24 protein-coding genes are annotated in these 20,532 nt (G+C 65.8%); 22 read left to right on the top strand and 2 right to left on the bottom strand.

Going from position 1 to position 20,532, the window contains the following annotated elements:
- Nucleotides 1-163: 163 nt before the first annotated feature.
- The 5 genes from XM53_RS13455 (at nucleotide 164) to XM53_RS13440 (ending at nucleotide 5,236) form a co-directional block, all read left to right on the top strand.
- Nucleotides 164-907, top strand: a complete 744-nt coding sequence (locus tag XM53_RS13455; RefSeq protein WP_057794157.1) for a 1-(5-phosphoribosyl)-5-[(5-phosphoribosylamino)methylideneamino] imidazole-4-carboxamide isomerase — start codon at nucleotides 164-166, stop codon at nucleotides 905-907.
- Between the two features lie 120 nt (nucleotides 908-1,027).
- A complete protein-coding gene (gene fabF / locus XM53_RS13450) occupies nucleotides 1,028-2,287 on the top strand; it encodes a beta-ketoacyl-ACP synthase II (protein WP_057794155.1) in 1,260 nt (419 codons plus the stop codon).
- Nucleotides 2,287-3,456, top strand: coding sequence for an endolytic transglycosylase MltG (gene mltG, locus XM53_RS13445; protein WP_057794153.1), 1,170 nt, complete (start codon nucleotides 2,287-2,289; stop codon nucleotides 3,454-3,456). The genes fabF and mltG overlap by 1 nt, the downstream gene beginning before the upstream one ends.
- A 159-nt stretch (nucleotides 3,457-3,615) precedes the next feature.
- Nucleotides 3,616-3,966 (top strand): hypothetical protein, encoded by a 351-nt coding sequence (locus tag XM53_RS22520; protein WP_082631008.1) that lies wholly within the window; start codon nucleotides 3,616-3,618, stop codon nucleotides 3,964-3,966.
- On the top strand, nucleotides 3,905-5,236 hold the full coding sequence (locus XM53_RS13440) for a DNA-packaging protein (RefSeq protein ID WP_057794163.1): 1,332 nt from the start codon (nucleotides 3,905-3,907) through the stop codon (nucleotides 5,234-5,236). Before XM53_RS22520 ends, XM53_RS13440 begins: the two co-directional genes overlap by 62 nt.
- A gap of 70 nt (nucleotides 5,237-5,306) precedes the next feature.
- On the opposite strand, the gene XM53_RS13435 is transcribed toward XM53_RS13440, so the two are convergent.
- Nucleotides 5,307-5,717 (bottom strand): hypothetical protein, encoded by a 411-nt coding sequence (locus XM53_RS13435; RefSeq protein WP_057794151.1) that lies wholly within the window; start codon nucleotides 5,715-5,717, stop codon nucleotides 5,307-5,309.
- A 161-nt stretch (nucleotides 5,718-5,878) separates the two neighbouring features.
- Between XM53_RS13435 and XM53_RS13430 the strand changes: the two genes are divergently transcribed.
- From XM53_RS13430 to XM53_RS13360, 15 genes are all read left to right on the top strand, one after another.
- The gene (locus XM53_RS13430) at nucleotides 5,879-7,063 is read left to right on the top strand and encodes a phage portal protein (protein WP_057794149.1); all 1,185 of its coding nucleotides are present in this window, start codon (nucleotides 5,879-5,881) and stop codon (nucleotides 7,061-7,063) included.
- On the top strand, nucleotides 7,060-7,362 hold the full coding sequence (locus XM53_RS13425; RefSeq protein WP_057794147.1) for a hypothetical protein: 303 nt from the start codon (nucleotides 7,060-7,062) through the stop codon (nucleotides 7,360-7,362). The genes XM53_RS13430 and XM53_RS13425 overlap by 4 nt, the downstream gene beginning before the upstream one ends.
- Before the next feature lie 44 nt (nucleotides 7,363-7,406).
- Nucleotides 7,407-7,949, top strand: a complete 543-nt coding sequence (locus XM53_RS13420; RefSeq protein WP_201455420.1) for an HK97 family phage prohead protease — start codon at nucleotides 7,407-7,409, stop codon at nucleotides 7,947-7,949.
- 36 nt (nucleotides 7,950-7,985) lie between these two features.
- Nucleotides 7,986-9,167, top strand: a complete 1,182-nt coding sequence (locus XM53_RS13415) for a phage major capsid protein (RefSeq protein ID WP_057794143.1) — start codon at nucleotides 7,986-7,988, stop codon at nucleotides 9,165-9,167.
- Nucleotides 9,168-9,308: 141 nt separating this feature from the next.
- The gene (locus tag XM53_RS13410; RefSeq protein WP_057794141.1) at nucleotides 9,309-9,911 is read left to right on the top strand and encodes a head-tail connector protein; all 603 of its coding nucleotides are present in this window, start codon (nucleotides 9,309-9,311) and stop codon (nucleotides 9,909-9,911) included.
- A complete protein-coding gene (locus XM53_RS13405; protein ID WP_057794139.1) occupies nucleotides 9,908-10,246 on the top strand; it encodes a head-tail adaptor protein in 339 nt (112 codons plus the stop codon). Before XM53_RS13410 ends, XM53_RS13405 begins: the two co-directional genes overlap by 4 nt.
- Entirely contained in the window at nucleotides 10,243-10,662 is a 420-nt protein-coding gene (locus XM53_RS13400) for a DUF3168 domain-containing protein (RefSeq protein ID WP_057794137.1), read from the top strand. Before XM53_RS13405 ends, XM53_RS13400 begins: the two co-directional genes overlap by 4 nt.
- 18 nt (nucleotides 10,663-10,680) lie before the next feature.
- A complete protein-coding gene (locus XM53_RS13395; protein WP_057794135.1) occupies nucleotides 10,681-11,094 on the top strand; it encodes a phage major tail protein, TP901-1 family in 414 nt (137 codons plus the stop codon).
- 4 nt (nucleotides 11,095-11,098) lie between these two features.
- The gene (locus XM53_RS13390; protein WP_057794134.1) at nucleotides 11,099-11,419 is read left to right on the top strand and encodes a gene transfer agent family protein; all 321 of its coding nucleotides are present in this window, start codon (nucleotides 11,099-11,101) and stop codon (nucleotides 11,417-11,419) included.
- On the top strand, nucleotides 11,416-11,634 hold the full coding sequence (locus tag XM53_RS13385) for a rcc01693 family protein (protein ID WP_057794132.1): 219 nt from the start codon (nucleotides 11,416-11,418) through the stop codon (nucleotides 11,632-11,634). Before XM53_RS13390 ends, XM53_RS13385 begins: the two co-directional genes overlap by 4 nt.
- Nucleotides 11,627-12,286: a phage tail tape measure protein gene (locus tag XM53_RS13380; protein ID WP_057794130.1), complete on the top strand. Its 660-nt coding sequence runs from the start codon at nucleotides 11,627-11,629 to the stop codon at nucleotides 12,284-12,286. The genes XM53_RS13385 and XM53_RS13380 overlap by 8 nt, the downstream gene beginning before the upstream one ends.
- A 12-nt stretch (nucleotides 12,287-12,298) precedes the next feature.
- Nucleotides 12,299-12,931, top strand: a complete 633-nt coding sequence (locus tag XM53_RS13375; protein WP_057794128.1) for a DUF2460 domain-containing protein — start codon at nucleotides 12,299-12,301, stop codon at nucleotides 12,929-12,931.
- Nucleotides 12,928-13,818, top strand: coding sequence for a DUF2163 domain-containing protein (locus XM53_RS13370; RefSeq protein ID WP_057794126.1), 891 nt, complete (start codon nucleotides 12,928-12,930; stop codon nucleotides 13,816-13,818). Before XM53_RS13375 ends, XM53_RS13370 begins: the two co-directional genes overlap by 4 nt.
- The gene (locus XM53_RS13365) at nucleotides 13,815-14,255 is read left to right on the top strand and encodes an NlpC/P60 family protein (RefSeq protein WP_057794124.1); all 441 of its coding nucleotides are present in this window, start codon (nucleotides 13,815-13,817) and stop codon (nucleotides 14,253-14,255) included. The genes XM53_RS13370 and XM53_RS13365 overlap by 4 nt, the downstream gene beginning before the upstream one ends.
- A gap of 3 nt (nucleotides 14,256-14,258) precedes the next feature.
- Nucleotides 14,259-18,305: a baseplate multidomain protein megatron gene (locus XM53_RS13360; protein ID WP_057794122.1), complete on the top strand. Its 4,047-nt coding sequence runs from the start codon at nucleotides 14,259-14,261 to the stop codon at nucleotides 18,303-18,305.
- A 24-nt stretch (nucleotides 18,306-18,329) separates the two neighbouring features.
- On the opposite strand, the gene XM53_RS13355 is transcribed toward XM53_RS13360, so the two are convergent.
- Nucleotides 18,330-18,668, bottom strand: coding sequence for a TraR/DksA family transcriptional regulator (locus XM53_RS13355; protein ID WP_057794161.1), 339 nt, complete (start codon nucleotides 18,666-18,668; stop codon nucleotides 18,330-18,332).
- A gap of 85 nt (nucleotides 18,669-18,753) precedes the next feature.
- Here XM53_RS13355 and cysE point away from each other — a divergent pair, with 85 nt between their 5' ends.
- Both cysE and XM53_RS13345 read left to right on the top strand, forming a co-directional pair.
- Complete coding sequence (cysE, locus tag XM53_RS13350) at nucleotides 18,754-19,560, top strand: serine O-acetyltransferase (protein ID WP_057794120.1); 807 nt, start codon at nucleotides 18,754-18,756, stop codon at nucleotides 19,558-19,560.
- Between the two features lie 211 nt (nucleotides 19,561-19,771).
- Nucleotides 19,772-20,515, top strand: a complete 744-nt coding sequence (locus XM53_RS13345; protein WP_144435536.1) for a hypothetical protein — start codon at nucleotides 19,772-19,774, stop codon at nucleotides 20,513-20,515.
- Nucleotides 20,516-20,532 lie beyond the last annotated feature (17 nt).

Genomic DNA, 20,532 nt, shown 5'->3' with positions numbered 1-20,532 from the left:
GCCCCCGCCGCAATGGCGGGGTCTTTTCGTTTGCGCGTTGGAAAACTTCGGGAACAGACTGTATCATGCCGATTTGAGACCAGCGTGCACGGGCCGCCGGTCTAAACAGGGCCGGAGCCTGTACCCAAGGCAGGACCCGCCCGAATCAGAAGGTGACTGACGCATGATCATCTATCCCACCATCGAACTGCACAAAGGCAAATGCGTGTCGCTCACGCGCGGTCGTCTCGAAGAACCCGTCATCTGGCATGTCGACCCTGTCGAGACCGCGAAATCCTTCGTGGCGGCGGGGGCGTCGTGGATGCACGTCACCGACATTGACGCCCTTGCGGGGGAAGGCGACAACAGCGCGCTGATCGAGCAGATCATCCGCACGGTCGGCATTCCGGTGCAGGTTGGCGGCGGTTTCCGGTCGCGCGACAGCGTCACGAAATGGATCGACAAGGGTGCGGGCCGGATCGTCGTCGGCACCATGGCCGCCTACGACCCCGACACGCTGCGCGAACTGGCAAAATTCCATCCCGACCAGATCGTGCTGGCAGTCGATATCTTCCAGGGGTCGGTGATGACCGAAGGATGGCGCACAAAAAGCGCGTTCTCGCCCGATAGCTATATAGCCGCCTTCGACGACGCGCCGCTGGCGGGTATCATCCTGACCGATATCGACGCCGATATCGAGGACAGCGACGGCACGCTGGGCGTCATCAGCGGGCTTGCGGGGCTTACCCGGCACTCCGTCATCGCCCGTGGCACGGTACGCAGCGTCGATGACGTATCGCGCCTGAAATACGTGCCCAACATCTCGGGCACGATCATCGGCCGGGCGCTTCTGTCGCGCGATGTCTCGCTGCAAGAGGCGCTGGCGGTGGCGCAGGGCGAGCGCGAGCCGACGGCCGAATTCCAGTAAGCCGAAGCCCGGCTTCGAAAAAGGGGGCGCGGAAGGCCGCGCCCCTTTGTCGTTGGCCTTGCCCCCGATAGGCAAGGCGCGGTATGGACACCGACGAAGGTAGGACAAGAGGGCAACATCATGCGTCGAGTGGTCGTGACGGGTTTGGGTCTTGTGACCCCGCTTGCATCTGGCGTGGAGGAAAGCTGGAGCCGCATTCTGGCGGGCAAGTCCGGGGCGGGCACCATCACGCGGTTCGACCCTGTGAACGTGGCCACGAAATACGCCTGCGAAGTGCCCCTGGGCGATGGCAGCGACGGCACGTTCAATTCCGAGGACTACATGGAGCCAAAGGAGCGCCGGAAGGTTGATGACTTCATCCTCTACGGCGTGGCGGCGGCGGAACAGGCGGTGCGCGATGCCGACTGGCTGCCCGAGGACGAAGAAAGCCGTCTGCGCACCGGCGTGATGATCGGGTCCGGCATCGGCGGGCTGCGCTCGATCGAGGAAACGACGCTGCTTATTCGCGACCGTGGCGTGCGGCGGGTCTCGCCGTTCTTTATTCCGGGCGCGCTGATCAACCTGATCAGCGGGCAGGTCAGCATCCGCTACGGCTTCAAGGGGCCGAACCACGCGGTCGTGACGGCCTGTTCGACAGGCGCGCACGCCATCGGGGACGCATCGCGCCTGATCCAGCATGGCGATGCCGACGTGATGATCGCGGGCGGGGCCGAGGCGGCGATTTGCGAGATTGGTATCGCGGGGTTCAACGCCTGCAAGGCGCTGTCGACGAAACGCGCGGATGATCCGCAGGCGGCCAGCCGCCCCTATGACGCCGACCGCGACGGCTTCGTCATGGGCGAGGGCGCCGGCATGGTCGTGCTGGAGGAATACGAGCACGCGAAGGCCCGTGGCGCCAAGATCTATGCCGAGGTGCTGGGCTATGGCCTGTCGGGCGACGCCTATCACATCACGGCACCCGCCGAGGATGGCGATGGCGGATTCCGCGCCATGCAGGGCGCGCTGCGCAACGCCGGGATCGAGCCTGGCGACGTGGATTACATCAACGCCCACGGCACCAGCACGATGGCTGACACGATCGAGCTGAAGGCGGTCGAGAAACTGCTGGGCGACGCGGCTTCGACGGCGACCATGAGTTCGACCAAATCCTCGACCGGGCACCTTCTGGGCGCAGCGGGGGCGATCGAGGGCATCTTCTCGATTCTCGCAATCCGTGACCAGGTGGCACCGCCCACCATCAACCTGGACAACCCGGCGGTGGAAACGCCGATGAACCTTGCCGCCAATGCCAAGCATGAACGCGAGATCAAGGTGGCGCTGTCCAACAGCTTCGGCTTCGGCGGCACGAACGCCTGTCTTTGCCTGGGGGCCGTGCGCTGATGTGGCGGCACATTGCCTCTAATTTCCTGACCTTCCTGGTGGTGGTGGTCTTTCTGCTGGGCGGGGTGATCCTGTGGGGCCAGAACGAGTATCAGGCCACAGGACCGCTGGAAGAGCCCATTTGCCTGCAAGTGCCGCGCGGCAGTTCCATGCGCGGCATCTCGACCGACCTGGCCGAGCAGGGCGCGATCACCAGCGAGCGGATTTTCCGCATCGGTGCGGATTACACCGACAAGACGCAGCTTCTGAAGGCCGGCAGCTGGCTGATTCCCGAAGGGTCCAGCATGGGCGAGATTGCCGATATCGTGACACGTGGCGGCGCCAGCACCTGTGGCACCGAGGTGGTGTACCGGATCGGCGTCAACGCCAGCGAAGTCGAAGTGCGCGAGCTGGATCCGGCCACCAACCGATTTGTCGAGGTCGCCGCCTTTGACCCGCAGGCCGAGGAGGTCGCGCCGCCGGCCGAGTTCACCGACGTGCGCCAGCAGGCCGACACGCGCTACCGAGTGGCGGTGGCCGAGGGCGTGACAAGCTGGCAGGTGGTCAACGCGCTGAACGCCGTGGATGCGCTGGAGGGCGATGTCGAGGCGGTACCGCCCGAAGGCAGCCTTGCGCCCAACAGCTATGAGTTCAGCGTTGGCGACACACGGCTGAGCATCCTCGACCGGATGCGCGAGGCGCAGGACCTGATCCTGACCGAAGCCTGGCAGAACCGGGCGTCGGACATTGCCGTGGAGACCCCCGAAGAGGCGCTGATCCTCGCCTCGATCATCGAGAAGGAAACCGGCGTGCCCACCGAGCGCGGACAGGTCGCCAGCGTCTTCACCAACCGCCTGAAGGAAGGGATGCGTTTGCAGACCGACCCGACCGTGATCTATGGCATCACGAATGGCGAGGGGGTGCTGGGCCGCGGCCTGCGCCAGAGCGAGCTTCGCGCCGAGACGCCATATAACACCTATGTAATCGACGGGCTGCCGCCGACGCCCATCGCCAATCCGGGCCGCGCCAGCATCGAGGCGGCGGTGAACCCCGAAGAGACCGATTACGTGTTCTTCGTGGCCCGCACGCTGGACCCGCGCGACGGCCACCTGTTCGCGGAAACGCTGGAAGAGCATAACCGCAACGTGGCGGCCTATCGCGCGCTGGAGGCAGAGCGCGCCAACCAGTAGACTCCCAGGACATGGCTTCGAGGCACCGCGCGGTGCCGCGACGAACGTTTAACCGAGTTCTTTGAAAACTACAGGCGACCCGTGGCAGGACCACCGGTCGCCTGTTTGCTTTTTGAGATGACTCTTCCGCGATGAAAAAATTTCGAGGTGCCGGCCCGCATGTCACTGATCACGCACGATCGGACCCCTTCCAAGGTGACGCTGTCGATAGATGCGCTCGAGCAGCAACTGTCGGACATGCGTGCCCAGCTGGAGGCAATCTATGCCCAGATCAAACAGGGTCATTTCGGAGACCTGAAGGACGCGAGACGGGCCACATCGGAGATACGGCAATGGCTGAAGATCGCGATAGAAGCGGAGGCGCATTTTGAAAGACGAAGAGAAAAAGAGCGTGGCATCGCTGGCGCCTACGCGCTCGACCTCGACGAAGCCCGCGACAGCATCGGATATCGACTGGCTCGTCTCCGAAGGGCCCGAGACGCAGAAAGAGTTTCTGGACAGCCTGAGTGACGGCGAGATCCTGTCGCTGCCTTACCTGTTCGATTTCTGGGCGATGGAACATCAGCGCCCGCCCGAGGGTAACTGGCGCACGTGGGTGATCCTGGGCGGGCGCGGCGCGGGCAAGACACGCGCCGGTGCCGAATGGGTGCGCAGCCAGGTCGAGGGCGCCAGGCCGCTGGATGCGGGCCGGTGCCATCGTCTGGCCCTGGTGGGCGAGACCATCGACCAGGTACGCGACGTGATGATCTTTGGCGAAAGCGGCATCATGGCCTGTTCGCCGCCCGACCGCCGCCCTGTCTGGCAGGCCACCCGCAAGCAACTTCAATGGCCCAACGGCGCCATCGCGCAGGTGTTCTCGGCGCATGACCCGGAAAGTCTGCGCGGCCCGCAATTCGACGGCGCCTGGGTGGATGAACTGGCCAAATGGAAGAAGGCGCAAGAGACGTGGGACATGCTGCAATTCGGGTTGCGACTAGGCGAGGCGCCGCGCGTTTGCGTGACCACGACACCGCGTAACGTGGGGATTTTGAAGGATTTGCTGGACCGCGAAACCACCGTGACCACCAGCGCCCCGACCGAGGCCAATCGCGCCAACCTGGCCGAAGGGTTCCTGGACGAGGTGCGCGCCCGTTATGCCGGGACAAGGCTGGGACGGCAGGAACTGGACGGCGTGCTGATCGACGAGGCCGACGGCGCGCTCTGGACGCCCGCGCGGCTGGAGGCGTCGCGCGTCGAACGCCCGCCCGAGCTGGACCGGATCGTGGTCGCCATCGACCCACCTGTGACCGGCAAGGACGGTTCGGACGAATGCGGGATCGTGGTGGCGGGGGCCGTCACGCAAGGCCCGGTGCAGGACTGGCGCGCCTATGTTTTGGCCGATGCCAGCCTTCCGGCGGCCTCGCCGATGGCCTGGGCCAACGCGGCGATCCTGGCGATGGAACAGTTCGGTGCCGAAAAGCTGGTGGCCGAGGTCAACCAGGGCGGCGATCTGGTGGAACAGGTCATCCGGCAGGTCGATCCGCTGGTGCCGATCCGGTCGGTTCATGCCAGCAAAGGCAAGGTGGCCCGGGCAGAGCCTATCGCCGCGCTTTATGAACAGGGCCGGGCGCATCATGTCCGGGGCCTCGACATGCTCGAAGACCAGATGTGCCAGATGACCGCGCAAGGCTATGAGGGTCGGGGCAGCCCCGACCGCGTGGATGCGCTGGTTTGGGCGCTGACCGAGCTGATGATCGTGCCGGCGGCCAAGTGGCGAAACCCGCAGGTGCGGGGGCTTTAAAGGGCCGGAGCGGGTTCATGCGATCTGCTCCGGTCTTTTTCTTTCCGGTGTGACGGCACCAGCCAGTGGTTCAAGTCTTGCGCCTAAACCAGACGGCAAGCCGGTCACGCCACCCGACATTTCCCTCGACATAATACATACCGGATGGCGGTGTCCCCGGCATCGCGACCGGCAAGTCACGATTGGTCAGCGCGTTGCGCGCCCGTGCTCTTATCTCTTGCCAGAAGGTGGACCCTTCGAGTGCCTCATCACTCCAATAGTCCGAAAGGCCGCCCTTGGAATCGATCAAGGCGTCCAGCGCCGCGAGGTCGGGGTTTCTGTCCAGGATGTCACGGCCCGCGACGTCAAGCGCCTGATCGAAGTCCAGTACCAGCTCGTCGGCCAGATGAACAAAATCGGGGTAGAGTTGGCGCTGCTGCGCCGCATCCTGCGATAGCGCTTGCAGGCACCAGACGAGGTCCTGATGTAGGGCGGTGTTCACTGCAGTGCTTTTCCTTGAGATTTTTCAGCTGCTTAGACCGAAGCCAGCACAGCGTACTGTCTGATAAATCTTTCGTAAACCTTTACCTGTCTGATGCTTCTCAATCGCGGGATACATGACACTTTCCCACGGCAGGCCGCAGACCAAGGAGACCGCAACAGATGATCCTGGATTTCTTCCGCCAGAACGGGGCAGAGGCCAAGGTGCCCGAGCAAAAGGCCAGCGCCACGGGTCGGGTCGCCGCATGGCATGGCGCCGGCCGCGTGGCCTGGAGCCCGCGGGACACCGTGACGCTGACGCGCACCGGTTTTTCCGGCAACCCGGTGGGGTTTCGCTGCGTCAAGATGGTGGCCGAGGCCGCCGCCTCGCTGCCACTGGTGTTGCAGGACGACGCGCAACGCTACGCCGCGCATCCCATCCTGACGCTGGTGCGCAGCCCCAACCCGGCTCAGGGCCGGGCCGAGCTCTTCGAGGCGCTTTACGGCCAGCTCCTCTTGACCGGCAACGCCTATGTCGAGGCGGTGGGCGGCGCCGAAAGTCAGATCCCGCTGGAACTGCACGTGCTGCGCTCGGACCGAATGAGCGTGGTGCCGGGGTATGACGGATGGCCCATTGCCTATGAATACAGCGTCGGCGGGCGCAAGCATCGCTTTACCGTGGGCGAGGGGCCGTCGCCGGTCTGCCACGTCAAGAGCTTTCACCCGCAGGACGACCACTACGGATTTTCGCCTATGCAGGCGGCGGCCCAGGCGGTGGACGTGCATAATTCCGCCTCGCGCTGGTCCAAGGCGCTTTTGGACAATGCCGCGCGGCCTTCGGGGGCCATCGTCTATAAAAGCGCCGACGGGCAGGGGAGCCTCTCGAACGATCAATACGACCGGCTGGTCAGTGAGATGGAAAGCCACCACCAGGGCGCGCGCAACGCGGGCCGCCCGATGCTGCTGGAAGGCGGGCTGGATTGGAAGCCGATGGGGTTCAGCCCCTCGGACATGGAATTCCAGCAGACCAAGGAAAGTGCCGCGCGCGAGATCGCGCTGGCCTTCGGGGTGCCGCCGATGCTGCTGGGTATTCCGGGCGACGCGACCTTCGCCAACTACCAGGAGGCCAACCGCGCCTTCTATCGGCAGACGGTGCTGCCACTGGCAGCGCGGGTGGCGGCCTGCGTGGCCGATTGGCTGGCCAGTTTCACCGGCGAGGCGCTGGAATTGAAGCCCGACCTCGACCAGGTGCCGGCGCTGTCGGCGGAACGCGATGCGCAATGGGCGCGGGTGACCGGTGCGGATTTCCTGACCGAAGCCGAGAAACGCACGCTCCTGGGTCTGCCGGCGCTTGAGGAGGAGACATGAGCGAGGCGGGCGAGCTGTGCCATCAGGACGGGCTCTACGCCTCGTTCGACGGCACGCAGGCGATGTTCCGGCATGTCGAGCGGCGGCTTGCCTCGTTGGAGCTGTCGATGGCGGCGATGGAGACCGAACACGCGGTCAGTGAGGAAAAACAGAAGTTCATGGAGCTACGATTCAACCAGATCGACCGACGGCTGGAAAAGATCGAGGGGCATATCTCGCGCCTCGTCTGGCTGATCATTGCGGCCATCCTGGGTGGGCTGATGTCCATCATCATGCAGAGCAGCGTTCTTGTGACCTGACAACAGGTCTCAGGGCCGTAAGGAGAGAGCAGATGGAAGACGAGATGACACTGGAACACAAGTATTGTCGCCTCGACGATACGATCAAGGTCAGTGATGGCGTGGTGATCGAAGGGTATGCAAGCCTGTTTGGCGACCAGGATCGCGGTGGCGATATCGTCGAGAAAGGCGCCTATGCCGCCTCTCTCAAACGGCTGGCGGAGGAAGGGCGGCAGGTCAAGATGCTGTGGCAGCACGACCCGGCGCAGCCCATCGGCGTTTGGGACGAGGTGCGCGAGGACGCTAGGGGGCTTTACGTCAAGGGCCGCCTTCTGGAAACCGTGGCCCGCGCCCGCGAGGCGGTGGCCCTGTTGGAGGCCAAGGCGATCGACGGGCTCAGCATCGGCTACCGGACGCTGAAGGCGGTCAAGAATGACAAGGGCCGCCGGCTCTTGCAGGAACTGGAGCTTTGGGAGGTGTCGCTCGTGACCTTCCCGATGTTGACCAGTGCGCGGGTGGGGGCCAAGGGCGAGACCCTGGGCCAGGACGACCTGCGTGAGGTGGCGGCGGCCTTCGAGGACGCCCGCCGGGAGATGACGCGCATGTAACCGCGTCGCAGCGAACCAAACCTACAGGATCAAGTGATGACCAATTCCGAGACCAATTCTCGGGCCGGGGAAGATGTGTCTCCGGTCACCGAGGTGAAGACTGCCGTGGCGGGCTTCATAAAAGATTTCAGTGGCTTCCGGGCCGATATTCAATCGCGACTTCAACAACAGGAAGAAAAGATGACCATGATCGAACGCAAATCCCAAGGGCTCAAGCGCCCGGTTCTGTCGCAAGGCGCCGACACCCAGGCCCCGCATCAGAAGGCGTTCGACGCCTACCTGCGGTCAGGCGATGACGACGCGCTGCGCGGGCTGGAGCTGGAAGGCAAGGCGATGAATTCGGCCGTGGCCGCCGATGGTGGCTACCTCGTCGATCCGCAAACCGCCGACACGATCAAGAGCGTGCTCAGCTCGACCGCGTCGATCCGGGCCATTGCCAACGTCGTGCAGGTCGAGGCGTCGTCCTTCGACGTGCTGGTCGACCATACGGATATCGGCCACGGGTGGGCCACCGAGACGGCGGATGCGACCGAGACCTCGACCCCGGCGATCGACCGCATCACCATCCCGCTGCACGAACTCAGCGCGCTGCCCAAGGCCTCGCAGCGCCTGCTGGACGACAGCGCGTTCGATATCGAGATGTGGCTGGCCGCACGGATCGCCGACAAGTTCGCCCGGGCCGAGGCGGCGGCCTTTGTCAATGGCGACGGCGTGGACAAGCCCACCGGTTTTCTGACCTATGACATCGTCGCCAACGACAGCTGGTCCTGGGGCGACCTCGGCTACGTGGCCACCGGCGCGGACGGCGATTTCGACGGCGCGGATGCCATCGTGGACCTGGTTTATGCCCTGGGGGCGCAGTACCGCGCGAACGGCACTTTCGTGATGAACTCGAAAACCGCGGGCGCGGTGCGCAAGCTGAAGGACGCCGATGGCCGCTTCCTGTGGTCCGATGGCCTTGCGGCGGGCGAGCCTGCACGCCTGATGGGCTACCGCGTGATGATCGCCGAAGACATGCCCGACATCGCGTCGGACGCCACCGCGATCGCGTTCGGCGACTTTTCGGCCGGCTACACCGTGGCCGAACGCCCCGACCTGCGCGTTCTGCGTGACCCGTTCTCGGCCAAGCCGCATGTCCTGTTCTACGCGACCAAGCGCGTGGGCGGTGACATCAGCGATTTCGCCGCGATCAAGCTGCTGAAGTTCGGCCTGTCCTGACGCCCTGACGGGGCGGTGGGCACAGCTTCCGCCTCCGGCGCGCGCGCCGTTTCTTCCGCCATCCGGCCACCCCCCTCCGGGCCGCTGGCACAACGGCGCGCGCATGACCCGCGGAGGGGCCGGGATTTCTGGAGTGATTTGATGATGTTGATCGAAGAGACCGCAGTGCCCCTGGCCGCGCTTCCGGTGGATGAGTTGAAGGCGCATCTGCGCCTCGGGTCCGGCTTTTCGGATGGAGACGTGCAGGATGTCGTCCTGGAAAGCTACCTGCGGGCTGCGATTTCGGCCATCGAGGCCAGGACCGGCAATATACTGATCGAACGCGATTTTTCATGGACGCTGACGCGCTGGCGCGACGCGGGCGGTCAGGCCCTGCCGGTGGCCCCGGTCAGCGCGGTCAATGCGCTGTCCCTGCGCAACCGGGCAGAAGATCAAGAACTGATCGATCCTGCTAGTTACCGGCTGGAGCTTGACGCCCAACGCCCTGTTTTACGTCCCAGATCAAGCCGCCTGCCGGCGATTCCGAATGGGGGCGTGGCCGAGATCAGCTTTACCGCCGGCTACTCGCAGACCTGGGGCGGCCTGCCTTCGGACCTCGGCCACGCGGTCACGCTGTTGGCGGCGCATTACTACGAGAATCGCAATGAAAGCGGTGCAGGTGACCGGGCGATGCCCTTTGGCGTCCACAGCCTGATCGAACGCTATCGCACCGTGCGGATCTTCGGCGGGGGGGCGGCGGGATGAATGCCAACGACCTCAACCGGCAGCTTTTGCTGCAAGAACCCGAGCGTTCACCCGACGGGGCCGGCGGTTTCACCGAAACCTGGGTCACGCTGGGCAACCTCTGGGCCAATATCCGCGCCGGATCTGGGCGCGAGGCCACGGGCGAGGCCGTGAGCCTGTCGAAGACGACCTTCAGGATCACGGTCCGGGCCGCACCTTTCAGTGCACCCTCGCGGCCGAAGGCCGGGCAGCGGTTCCGCGACGGCGCGCGCGTCTTCGCCATCGAGGCCGTCGCCGAACGCGAACCCGGCGAACGTTTCCTGACCTGCTATTGCATCGAGGAGGTGGCGACATGAGCTATGGCGCATCCGCAGCCCTGCAAGAGGCCGTTTACGACGCCCTGCTGGCCGACCCGGCACTCGATGCGCTGGTCCAGGGCGCAATCTATGACGCGCTGCCCGCCGGGATCTTGCCGTCGCTTTACGTCACGCTCGGCCCCGAGGAGGTACGCGACGCCACCGATTGCAGCGGCGACGGCGCCTGGCACCGCTTCACCGTTTCCGTGGTCACCGACGCCGCGGGATTTCACGCCGCCAAGCAGGTGGCCGCAGCGGTCAGCGACGCGCTGGTGGACGCCGACCTGACGCTGACGCGCGGCGCGTTGGCCGGTCTGCATTTTTTTCGCGCGCGGGCCAAGCGGGAAGGCACCGGCGACCTGCGCCGGATCGACCTGACCTTTCGCGCGCGCACCCAAGACATCCCCCAACCCTGATCATTCGGAGACAGACTCATGGCAGTGCAAAACGGCAAGGACCTGCTGGTCAAGATCGACCTGACCGGCGACGGCAATTTCCAGACGGTAGCGGGGCTGCGCGCGACGCGCGTCAGCTTCAACGCAGAAAGCGTGGATGTCACCAGCCTCGATTCCGCCGGTGGCTGGCGCGAGCTTCTGGCCGGGGCGGGGGTCAAGACCGCCGCGATCAGCGGCTCGGGCATCTTCCGTGACGAGGCCAGCGATGAACGCGTGCGCCAGATCTTCTTTGACGGCGAGATGCCGGATTTCCAGGTGGTGATCCCCGATTTCGGCATCATGGAAGGCCCGTTCCAGGTCACCGCCATCGAATATGCCGGCACCCATGATGGCGAGGCGACCTACGAGTTGTCGCTCGCGTCCGCCGGGCAGCTGGTATTCACGGCGGACTGAGCCGATGGCGAACCCCTGGGCAGGAGAGGTGGCGCTGACCCTCGACGGCGAACGCCGGGTGCTGAAGCTGACGCTTGGCGCGCTGGCCGAACTGGAGTCCGACCTGGACCCGGGCACGCTTGTCGATCTTGTCGAACGGTTCGAGAGCGGGGCCTTTTCCACCCGGGACGTCCTGGCGTTGATCGTGGCGGGGCTGCGCGGGGGCGGCTGGCAGGGCACCGCAACGGACCTGCTGGCGGCCGAGATCGAAGGCGGTCCGCTGGGCGCCGCCCGCGTCGCCGCGCAACTCCTGGCCGTCGCGTTCATGGCGCCGGACGAGGCATGAGCGTGAGCGGTGGGACCCCCATCGACTGGCCCGCGCTGATGCGGGCGGGCATCCGGGGGCTGGGCCTGCGCCCATCCGATTTCTGGGCGCTGACTCCGGCGGAACTGGAACTGATGCTGGGCAAGCCTTCGGGCGTGGCCCCCCTGAAACGCAACCGGCTGGACGATCTGATGTCCGCCTATCCCGACAAGACTGGAGACGACCACGATGGCTGACATGGACGGACTGGACGAGCTGGACCTTCAGGTCGCGGCCCTCGACGAGAACCTGGGCGGGGCAACCCAGATGGCCGCGGCCTTCAACGGTGAACTGGCGCGGGTGCGCGAAACCTTCGCCCATACCGGCCAGGACGTGAAGACGCTGGAACGGGGCATCAGCCGGGGCCTGAACCGTGCCATTCGCGGCGCTGTGGTCAATGGCGACAGCCTGTCGGAGTCGCTGCGCAACCTCGCCAATTCGATGATCAGCTCGGCCTTCAACTCTGCCGTGCGGCCCGTGACCGACCACGTGGGCGGGCTTCTGTCGCAGGGGATCGGCAGCATCTTTTCCTCGATCCTGCCCTTCGAGAAAGGCGGCAGTTTTGCCCAAGGCCGCGTTCAGCCTTTCGCCTCGGGCGGGATCGTCAGCAGCCCCACGGCCTTTCCGATGCGTGGCGGCATGGGCCTGATGGGCGAGGCGGGCCCCGAGGCGATCATGCCGCTGGCGCGCGGCCCCGACGGCAAGCTGGGCGTGCGCGGTGGCGGGGGCGGGGCCGTCAACGTGGTGATGAATATCCACACGCCCGACGCCGAGGGCTTTCGCCGCAGCCAGGCGCAGATCGCCGCCCAACTGGGCCGCGCCATCGGCCGGGGCAACCGCAACCGCTAAAGGAGCAGGGACATGGGATTTCACGAGATACGCTTTCCGGCAAGCCTGAGCTTCGGCTCCATCGGCGGGCCGGAGCGGCACACGGATGTCGTCACGCTCGCCAACGGGTTCGAAGAGCGCAACACGCCCTGGAAGCATTCGCGCCGTCGCTATGACGCGGGCGTGGCGATGCGCAGCCTTGACGATATCGAGACGCTGATTGCCTTTTTCGAGGCCCGTCAAGGCCAGATGTACGGGTTTCGCTGGAAGGACTGGACCGATTACAAGTCCAGCGCCGCCCGCCGTGACGTGGGCCCAGAGGACCAGATCATCGCCTTCGGCGATGACGTCACCGACCGCTATCTGCTGGTCAAGACCTACCGCTCGGGCGAAAACACGTACCTGCGCCCCATCACCAAGCCGGTCGAGGGAACCGTCAAGGTCGCGCTGGACGAAGAAGAACAGCGCGAAGGCGTGAATTTCGAGGTCGATCTGACCACCGGAATGCTCATCTTTCCGCACCCCGTGGATACCGGTGTGCGCATCACCGCCGGGTTCGAATTCGACGTGCCGGTGCGGTTCGACATCGACCGCATCCACACCAGCCTAGCCAGTTTCCAGGCAGGCGACGTGCCCAACGTGCCCATCGTCGAGGTGCGGGTATGAGTGATTTCAACGAGGGGCTGAAGACCCACCTTCAGGCCGGGCTGACCACGACCTGCCGCTGCTGGGCGCTGATCCGCCGCGACGGCGTGCGGCTGGGCTTCACCGATCACGACTGCACGCTGGAATTCGACGGGCATACCTTTCGCGCCGATACCGGCCTTGGCGCCAAGGCGCTGCAACAGACGACGGGCCTGTCGGTCGACAACACCGAGGCTTTGGGCGCGCTCAGCGATGCCGCGATCACCGAGGACGATATCGAGGCCGGCCGCTATGACGCCGCCGAGGTCTTGGCGTGGCTGGTCAACTGGGCCAATGTCGAGGAGCGTCAGCTGCAGTTTCGCGGCACCATCGGCGAGATCCGCCGCGCGGGTGGCGCGTTCGAGGCCGAGCTGCGCGGGCTGACCGACCGGCTGAACGTGCCGCTGGGCCGGGTCTTTCAGAAACCCTGCAGCGCGGTCTTGGGCGACGCCACCTGCGGGTTCGACCTGACGGCGCCGGGCTATGCCGCCGAGGTGGGCGTGGTGGCGATTGAGGACCGGCGCATCTTGCATCTTCCGGTACTAGACGGCTTTGCCCCCGAATGGTTCCGCCACGGCGTGCTGCGTGTGCTGGACGGTGCGGCGACGGGCCTCACGGGCACGATCAAGCGCGACGTCATGCTGACGGACGCGCGGCAGATCGAGCTTTGGCATCCGCTGAGGGTGGATATCGGCCCCGGCGACTCGGTGCGGGTCATTGCAGGCTGCGACAAGCGCAGCAAGACTTGCCGCCTCAAGTTCGACAACTACCTGAACTTTCAGGGTTTTCCCGATATTCCCGGCGACGATTGGTCGATCTCGGACCCATCCCGGGAACAGCGCCTCGACGGCGGGAGCCGCCGCAGATGACCCCGCACCAGGACCGTATCGTGACCGAGGCGCGCGCCTGGATCGGCACGCCCTACCGCCACCAGGCCAGCTGCCGGGGCGCGGGCACCGATTGCCTGGGCCTTTTGCGCGGCATCTGGCGCGCGCTTTACGGGGCCGAGCCCGAACCCGTGCCGCCCTACAGCATGGACTGGTCCGAACCTGCGCGGGACGAGGTGCTGTGGCGGGCGGCACGGCGGCACCTTGCGCCGGCACCGACCCAGATGGCGCCGGGCGACGTGCTGCTGTTTCGGATGCGCGACGGCTCCGTGGCCAAGCACCTGGGACTGGTCGCGCAGATTGGCGCCGCCCCGTCCTTCATCCACGCCTATTCCGGGCACGCGGTGGTCGAAAGCCCGCTCAGCACGCCGTGGCAGCGCCGCATCGTGGCCCGGTTCACATTCCCTGAGGAGACGTAAACAATGGCAACGGTCCTTCTTTCCGCCGCCGGTGCAGCGCTCGGCGGTTCTGTCGGCGGCTCCATCCTCGGGCTGTCCATGGCGGCGGTGGGCCGCTTTGCCGGCGCGGTCATCGGGCGCAGCATCGACCAGCGCCTCATGGGGCAGGGGTCGGATACGGTGGAAACCGGCCGGGTCAATCGCCTGCGCCTCACCGGTACGGGCGAAGGCGACGCCATCGCGCAGGTCTATGGCCGGATGCGCGTGGCGGGCCAGGTCATATGGGCCACTGAGTTTCTCGAGACCTCCACCACCTCGGGCGGCGGCGGCAAGGGCGCGCCCAGCGGTCCGAAAGTCACACAATACAGCTATTCGCTCAGCCTCGCCGTGGCGCTTTGCGAAGGGGAGATCTCGACCGTGGGCCGGATCTGGGCCGACGGGATCGAGATTTCGCCCGACGACCTGACCTTGCGCGTCTACACCGGCAGCCGTGACCAGCTGCCCGACCCCAAGATCGAGGCGGTCGAGGGCGCGGGCACCGTGCCCGCCTATCGCGGCACCGCCTATGTGGTGATCGAGGATCTGGACCTGTCGCCCTATGGCAACCGCGTGCCGCAATTCACCTTCGAGGTCAGCCGCCCCGTGCCCGCCGACCAACCTGGGGCCGAAATCGCGCCCACCTATGCGGTTCGCGGGACCGCCCTGCTGCCCGGCAGCGGTGAATACGCCCTTGCCACCACCACCGCCAACATCAATTACGGGCCGGGGTCGCAACAGCCCGCCAATGTCAATTCGCCCTCTGGCAAGACCGATTTCCTGACCTCGCTGGGCCAGATGACGGGCGAGTTGAAGGGGCTGAAAAGCACCTCTCTGATCGTCAGCTGGTTCGGCGACGACCTGCGCTGCGGGCAATGCACGATCCGCCCCAAGGTCGAACAGGCGCAATACGACGCGGGCAACATGCCGTGGCAAGTGGGCCCGCTCACCCGCCAGACGGCGCAGCTTGTTCCAACCGACGACGAAGACCGCCAGGTCTATGGCGGCACCCCCACCGACCAGGCGGTGATCGAGGCGATCCAGGCGCTGAACAACGCCGGCACGGACGTGATGTATTACCCGTTCATCCTTATGGACCAGATGCCTGGCAATGGCCTGCCCGACCCCTATTCCGAGGCCGAGGACCAGCCCGTTCTGCCCTGGCGCGGGCGCATCACCACGTCCCTCGCGCCCAACCGCGACGGCAGCCCCGATGGCACGGCGGCGGCAGAGGCCGAGGTCGCCGCCTTTTTCGGCACCGCGACGGCGGCGGATTTCCTGACCGACCCGGACCCTGAGGAAGGCGCGTTCACCGGCTGGGTCGCGGGCAGCGAAGGGTCCATTCCGAAAGGACCCCAGGTGGTGGAAACGCCCGCCGAGCTGGTCGAATATTCCGGCACCCGCATCGTGACCCCGATCACCTATTCCGGCCCGGACGAATGGAGCTATCGCCGCTTCATCCTGCACCAGGCCGCGCTTTGCGCCGCCGCCGGGGGTGTGGAAAGCTTTTGCATCGGCTCGGAAATGCGCGGCCTGACGCAGATCCGCGGCGCGGACAACAGCTTTCCCGCCGTCGAGGCGCTTATCGACCTCGCTGCCGAGGTTCGCCTTCTGCTCGGTCCCTACGTCATGATCAGCTATGCCGCCGACTGGTCGGAGTATTTCGGTTACCAGCCGCAGGACGGCACGGGCGACAGGTATTTTCATCTCGATCCGCTCTGGGCGGACCCCAACATCGACTTCATCGGTATCGACAACTACATGCCGCTGTCCGACTGGCGTGATGGCCCCGATCACCTCGATGCGCAGGCGCACAAGACGATCTACGACCTCGATTACCTGCGCTCCAACATCGAGGGCGGCGAGGGCTATGACTGGTTCTACAGCTCCGCCAACGCCCGCGACGCACAGGTCCGCACGCCGATCACCGACGACGCTCACAATGAGCCGTGGATCTGGCGCTACAAGGACATCCGCAACTGGTGGCAGAACGCGCATTTCGAACGGATCGGCGGCGTGCGCCAGCCCGATGCCACCGCGTGGGAGCCGCGATCGAAACCCGTCCGCTTTACAGAGTACGGCTGTGCCGCCGTGGACAAGGGCACCAACCAGCCCAACAAGTTCCTCGATCCGAAATCCTCGGAATCCACCCTGCCGCATTACTCGGACGGGCGCCGCGACGAGCTGATCCAGCAGCAATACCTGCGCGCCTTTCTCAGCTATTGGAACGATCCCGCCAACAACCCGCAATCGGATGTCTACGACGGCGCGATGCTGGAAATGGATCACGCCTATGCCTGGGCCTGGGACATGCGACCTTATCCCTATTTCCCCAACAACCGCGAACTTTGGAGCGATGGCGAGAACTACACACGCGGCCATTGGCTCAACGGGCGCATCTCGTCGCGCACGCTGGCCTCGGTCATCGACGAAATCTGCCTGCGCGCCGGCCTTGACGCTTGCGACACGTCGCGCGCCCACGGCCTGGTGCGCGGCTATACGGTCGATCAGGTCTCCGAGGCGCGCAGCGCCCTGCAACCTCTGATGCTGCGCTATGGCTTCGATGCGGTGGAACGTGGTGGCCGCCTGCAGTTCATCATGCGCGACGGAGGAACCGACCGGGTGATCGACCTCGACACGCTGGTGCGCGACCCCGAGATGGACGGCGTCATCGAGGAAACCCGCGGCAGCACCGTGGAACTGGCGGGCCGCGTCCGCCTGCGCTTTGTCGAGGCCGATGGTGATTTCGAGGTCATCGCCGAAGAGGCGATTTTGCCTGACAACGCCACCCATGCCGTTTCCACCTCGGAATTCCCGCTGGCCATGACCCGCGCCGAGGGCCGCCAGACCGTCGAACGCTGGCTCTCCGAGGCGCGCGTTGCCACCGACACCCTGCGCCTGACCCTGCCGCCCTCGCAGCTCGAGACCGGGGCGGGCGATGTCATCGCCATTCCCGAAGGACAGGGCAGGGGCCTTTTCCGCATCGACCGGGCCGACCAGATGGCCGGCGCGCAAAAGCTCGAGGCGGTGCGGATCGAACCCGAAAGCTATCGCCCGGCCGAGTTCGAGGACGAGGCCGTCACCCTGCGCCCCTTCGTGCCGCCCTCGCCGGTGGCCCCCTTCTTCCTCGACCTGCCGCTTCTGACCGGCGACGAGGTGCCCCACGCGCCGCATTTCGCCGTCACCGCCAGGCCCTGGCCCGGCTCGGTCGCGCTCTATGCCTCGGACGAGGATTCGAACTATGCGCTCAACACCCTCGTGACGGCCCGCACCCCCGTGGGCGTGTTGGAAACGCCGCTCTTGCCGGCCCACCCGGGCCGTATCGACCGTGGCCCGGACCTTCAGGTGCGGATGCTGGGCGGCACGCTGGAAAGCATCAGCGATCTTGCGCTTTTGAACGGCGGCAACCTCTGCGCCATCGGCGACGGCACCCCCGACGGGTGGGAGCTGATCCAGTTCCGCGACGCCGACCTCGTCGACACCGACACCTACCTGCTCGGCAACCGCTTGCGCGGGCAGGTGGGCACCGAACGCACCGATCCGTGGCCAGAGGGCAGCTATCTGGTGCGCCTTGACGGTACGGCCAAACAGATCGACCTCACTGAGGCCAAGCGCGGGCTGGCGCGGTATTACCGGATCGGCCCCGCCGGGCGCCCGGTGGACGACCCCAGCTTCAGCGCGGTGCGGTTGGCCTTCGACGGGCTGGGCCTGCGCCCGCTGTCGCCGGTGCACCTGCGGCTGGCTGCGGGGGCGGGGGGCGACCTGTCGCTCAGTTGGATTCGGCGCACCCGCATCGACGGTGACCGTTGGGACACAGCCGATGTGCCGTTGGGCGAGGACCGCGAGGAATACCTGGTGCGCGTGGTGCAGCAGAACGCGGTGATCCGCCAGGTCACCACCACGGCGCCGGTCTGGACCTACAGCGCGGCAAATCAGGCCGCCGACGCGCTGTCGGGCCTTTACGAGATCCAGGTCGCGCAGGTCTCAACGCGCTTCGGGCCGGGCCGCTTTGCACGAATCGAGGTGCCCGCGTGATCTGGCCCGCCTGAACCTGCCCCCTCAGCCCCGCGCGCACTCCACGCAGCGCGTCGCGGCCGGGTCCAGCTTCAGGCGGCCTAGGGCGATCTCCTCGCCGCAATCCTCGCAGTAACCGTATTCGCCCTCGTACATCCGGGCGAGGGCCGCGGTCAGCCGCGCCCGCTCGCCTGCGCGCCGCGCATCCGTGGCCTTGGCCATCGCCTGGTTCTGCAGGGCATCCATCCGGCTCAGACGGCCCACCGATTGCTGGTCCAGTTCCACCGTGGCCTTGCCCGCCGCGCCGCGGGCATCCTCCTCGCTAAGTTCCGCCAACCGCGCCTCGATCAATTCGCGGAACGCGGTCACCTCTGCCTCATTCATTTTCGTGAACCCACCCATGACGCCTTTGCATTTTACGGATCGAGCATATCTGGTATAACAGGATTTCGCACCAAGGAGCATGACCATGGCCGAAACACATGCAAAGCTGGCCGAGCTTGACCCGGTCTGGGCCCGGATCAACACCGAGGCAACGACCGCGATCAAGGACGAGCCGCTCCTGGGCGGGCTCATCCATTCCTCGATCCTGCACCACAAGACGATCGAATCCGCGCTGGCCTACCGCACCTCGATGAAGCTGGGCGCGAACGAAATGCCCGAGCAGCTTCTGCGCGAGATCTGCGACATGGCCTATGCCGACGACCCCGAACTGGGACAGGCCGCGCGCGCCGATATCGTCGCCGTCTATGACCGCGACCCGGCCTGCGACCGTTTCATCCTGCCGATGCTGTTCTTCAAGGGCTTCCAGGCGATCCAGGCTTACCGCGTCGCCAACTGGCTGTGGCGGACCGACCGCCGCGACATGGCGCGGTTCTTCCAGATGCGCTGTTCCGAGGTGTTCGGCGTCGACATTCACCCCGCCGCCCGCATCGGCAAGGGCATCATGATCGACCACGCCCATTCCATCGTCATCGGCGAGACCGCCGTGGTGGGCGACAACGTCTCGATGCTTCACTCCGTCACCCTGGGCGGCACCGGCAAGGAAGAGGAAGACCGTCATCCCAAGATCGGCGATGGCGTCCTGATCGGCGCCGGGGCCAAGGTTCTGGGCAATATCAAGGTCGGCCATTGCAGCCGCGTCGCGGCGGGCTCCGTGGTGCTGCAGGAGGTGCCGCCATGCAAGACCGTCGCAGGCGTTCCGGCAAAGATCGTGGGCGAGGCGGGCTGCGACCAGCCCTCCGTCGCGATGGACCAGCTTCTGGGCGTGCGCTGAACGTCCCCGCTTGGGCAGTCTAGCCGCAGAGTCGCCCGGTCCGCGTGTCGGTCCGGGCTTTTCTTTGCCCGGATTGATGCAAAAATGCTGCAACCGACAGCCATGGCCGCGCGTTACCCCGCCTGTTCAGGTCGACAACCCGAAAGGGCGGGTCTAGATACGCCTGACAAGTTAACCTATTCGCGACTGTCTGCCCGGGGGGCCTCGCGCCATGCGATCACAACTGCTGAAACTTCTTCCGTGCCTTGCTCTTGTTGCCCTCGCAGGCTGCACCGAAGTGCCCGAGGACAGCGGCACGTCGTCCTTCGCCTCGTCGCGCAACGCGACCGCCAACCTGAACCTGCCGCCCACTGCCCTGGCCGAGGCGATTTCCATGCCCGACGCCGTCTGGCAGCGCTCCGCGCAGCTCGCCCGCTACGGTCACCGTTTCGACAAGGCGTTCTACCAGGCCGCCGCACAGCGCGAGGCCGCCAACATTGCCGCGCTGAAACAGGCCTTCCTCGATCTCGGCCCCGGCGTCGACCCCGAAGAGGCCGGGCGCGCCGCCTATGTCGCCTACACCTATGTCGCGCAGCTGGTTGTCGAATACGAAATCGACAGCGGCCCGCTGGCGCATAACACCGCCGTCAATTTCGGCACCAAGCCGCGCGGCCTGTGCTGGCACTGGGCGCACGACATGGACGCCCGCCTGCAGCGCGAGAATTTTAGAACGCTGGAAATCCACCGCGCCATCGCCAATTACGACAGCATCCGGCTGGAACACAGCACCACCATCCTCGGCCGTCGCGGCGACTCGATGGAAGACAGTCTCGTGCTGGACCCCTGGCGCGACGCGGGTGATCTCTATTGGAGCCTCGTGCGCGAGGATGGTCGCTACGACTGGACCGAGCGCAGCAAGGTCTTCGCCTGGAAAAAGGCGCAGAAGGCCAAGCAGACGGGCACGCCGGCGTTCTGATCTGACGACGCGCTGGA

It is taken from the genome of Roseovarius atlanticus (genome assembly GCF_001441615.1).
In the GTDB taxonomy this organism is placed as follows: domain Bacteria; phylum Pseudomonadota; class Alphaproteobacteria; order Rhodobacterales; family Rhodobacteraceae; genus Roseovarius; species Roseovarius atlanticus.
This window is presented reverse-complemented; position numbering and strand designations above follow the sequence as displayed.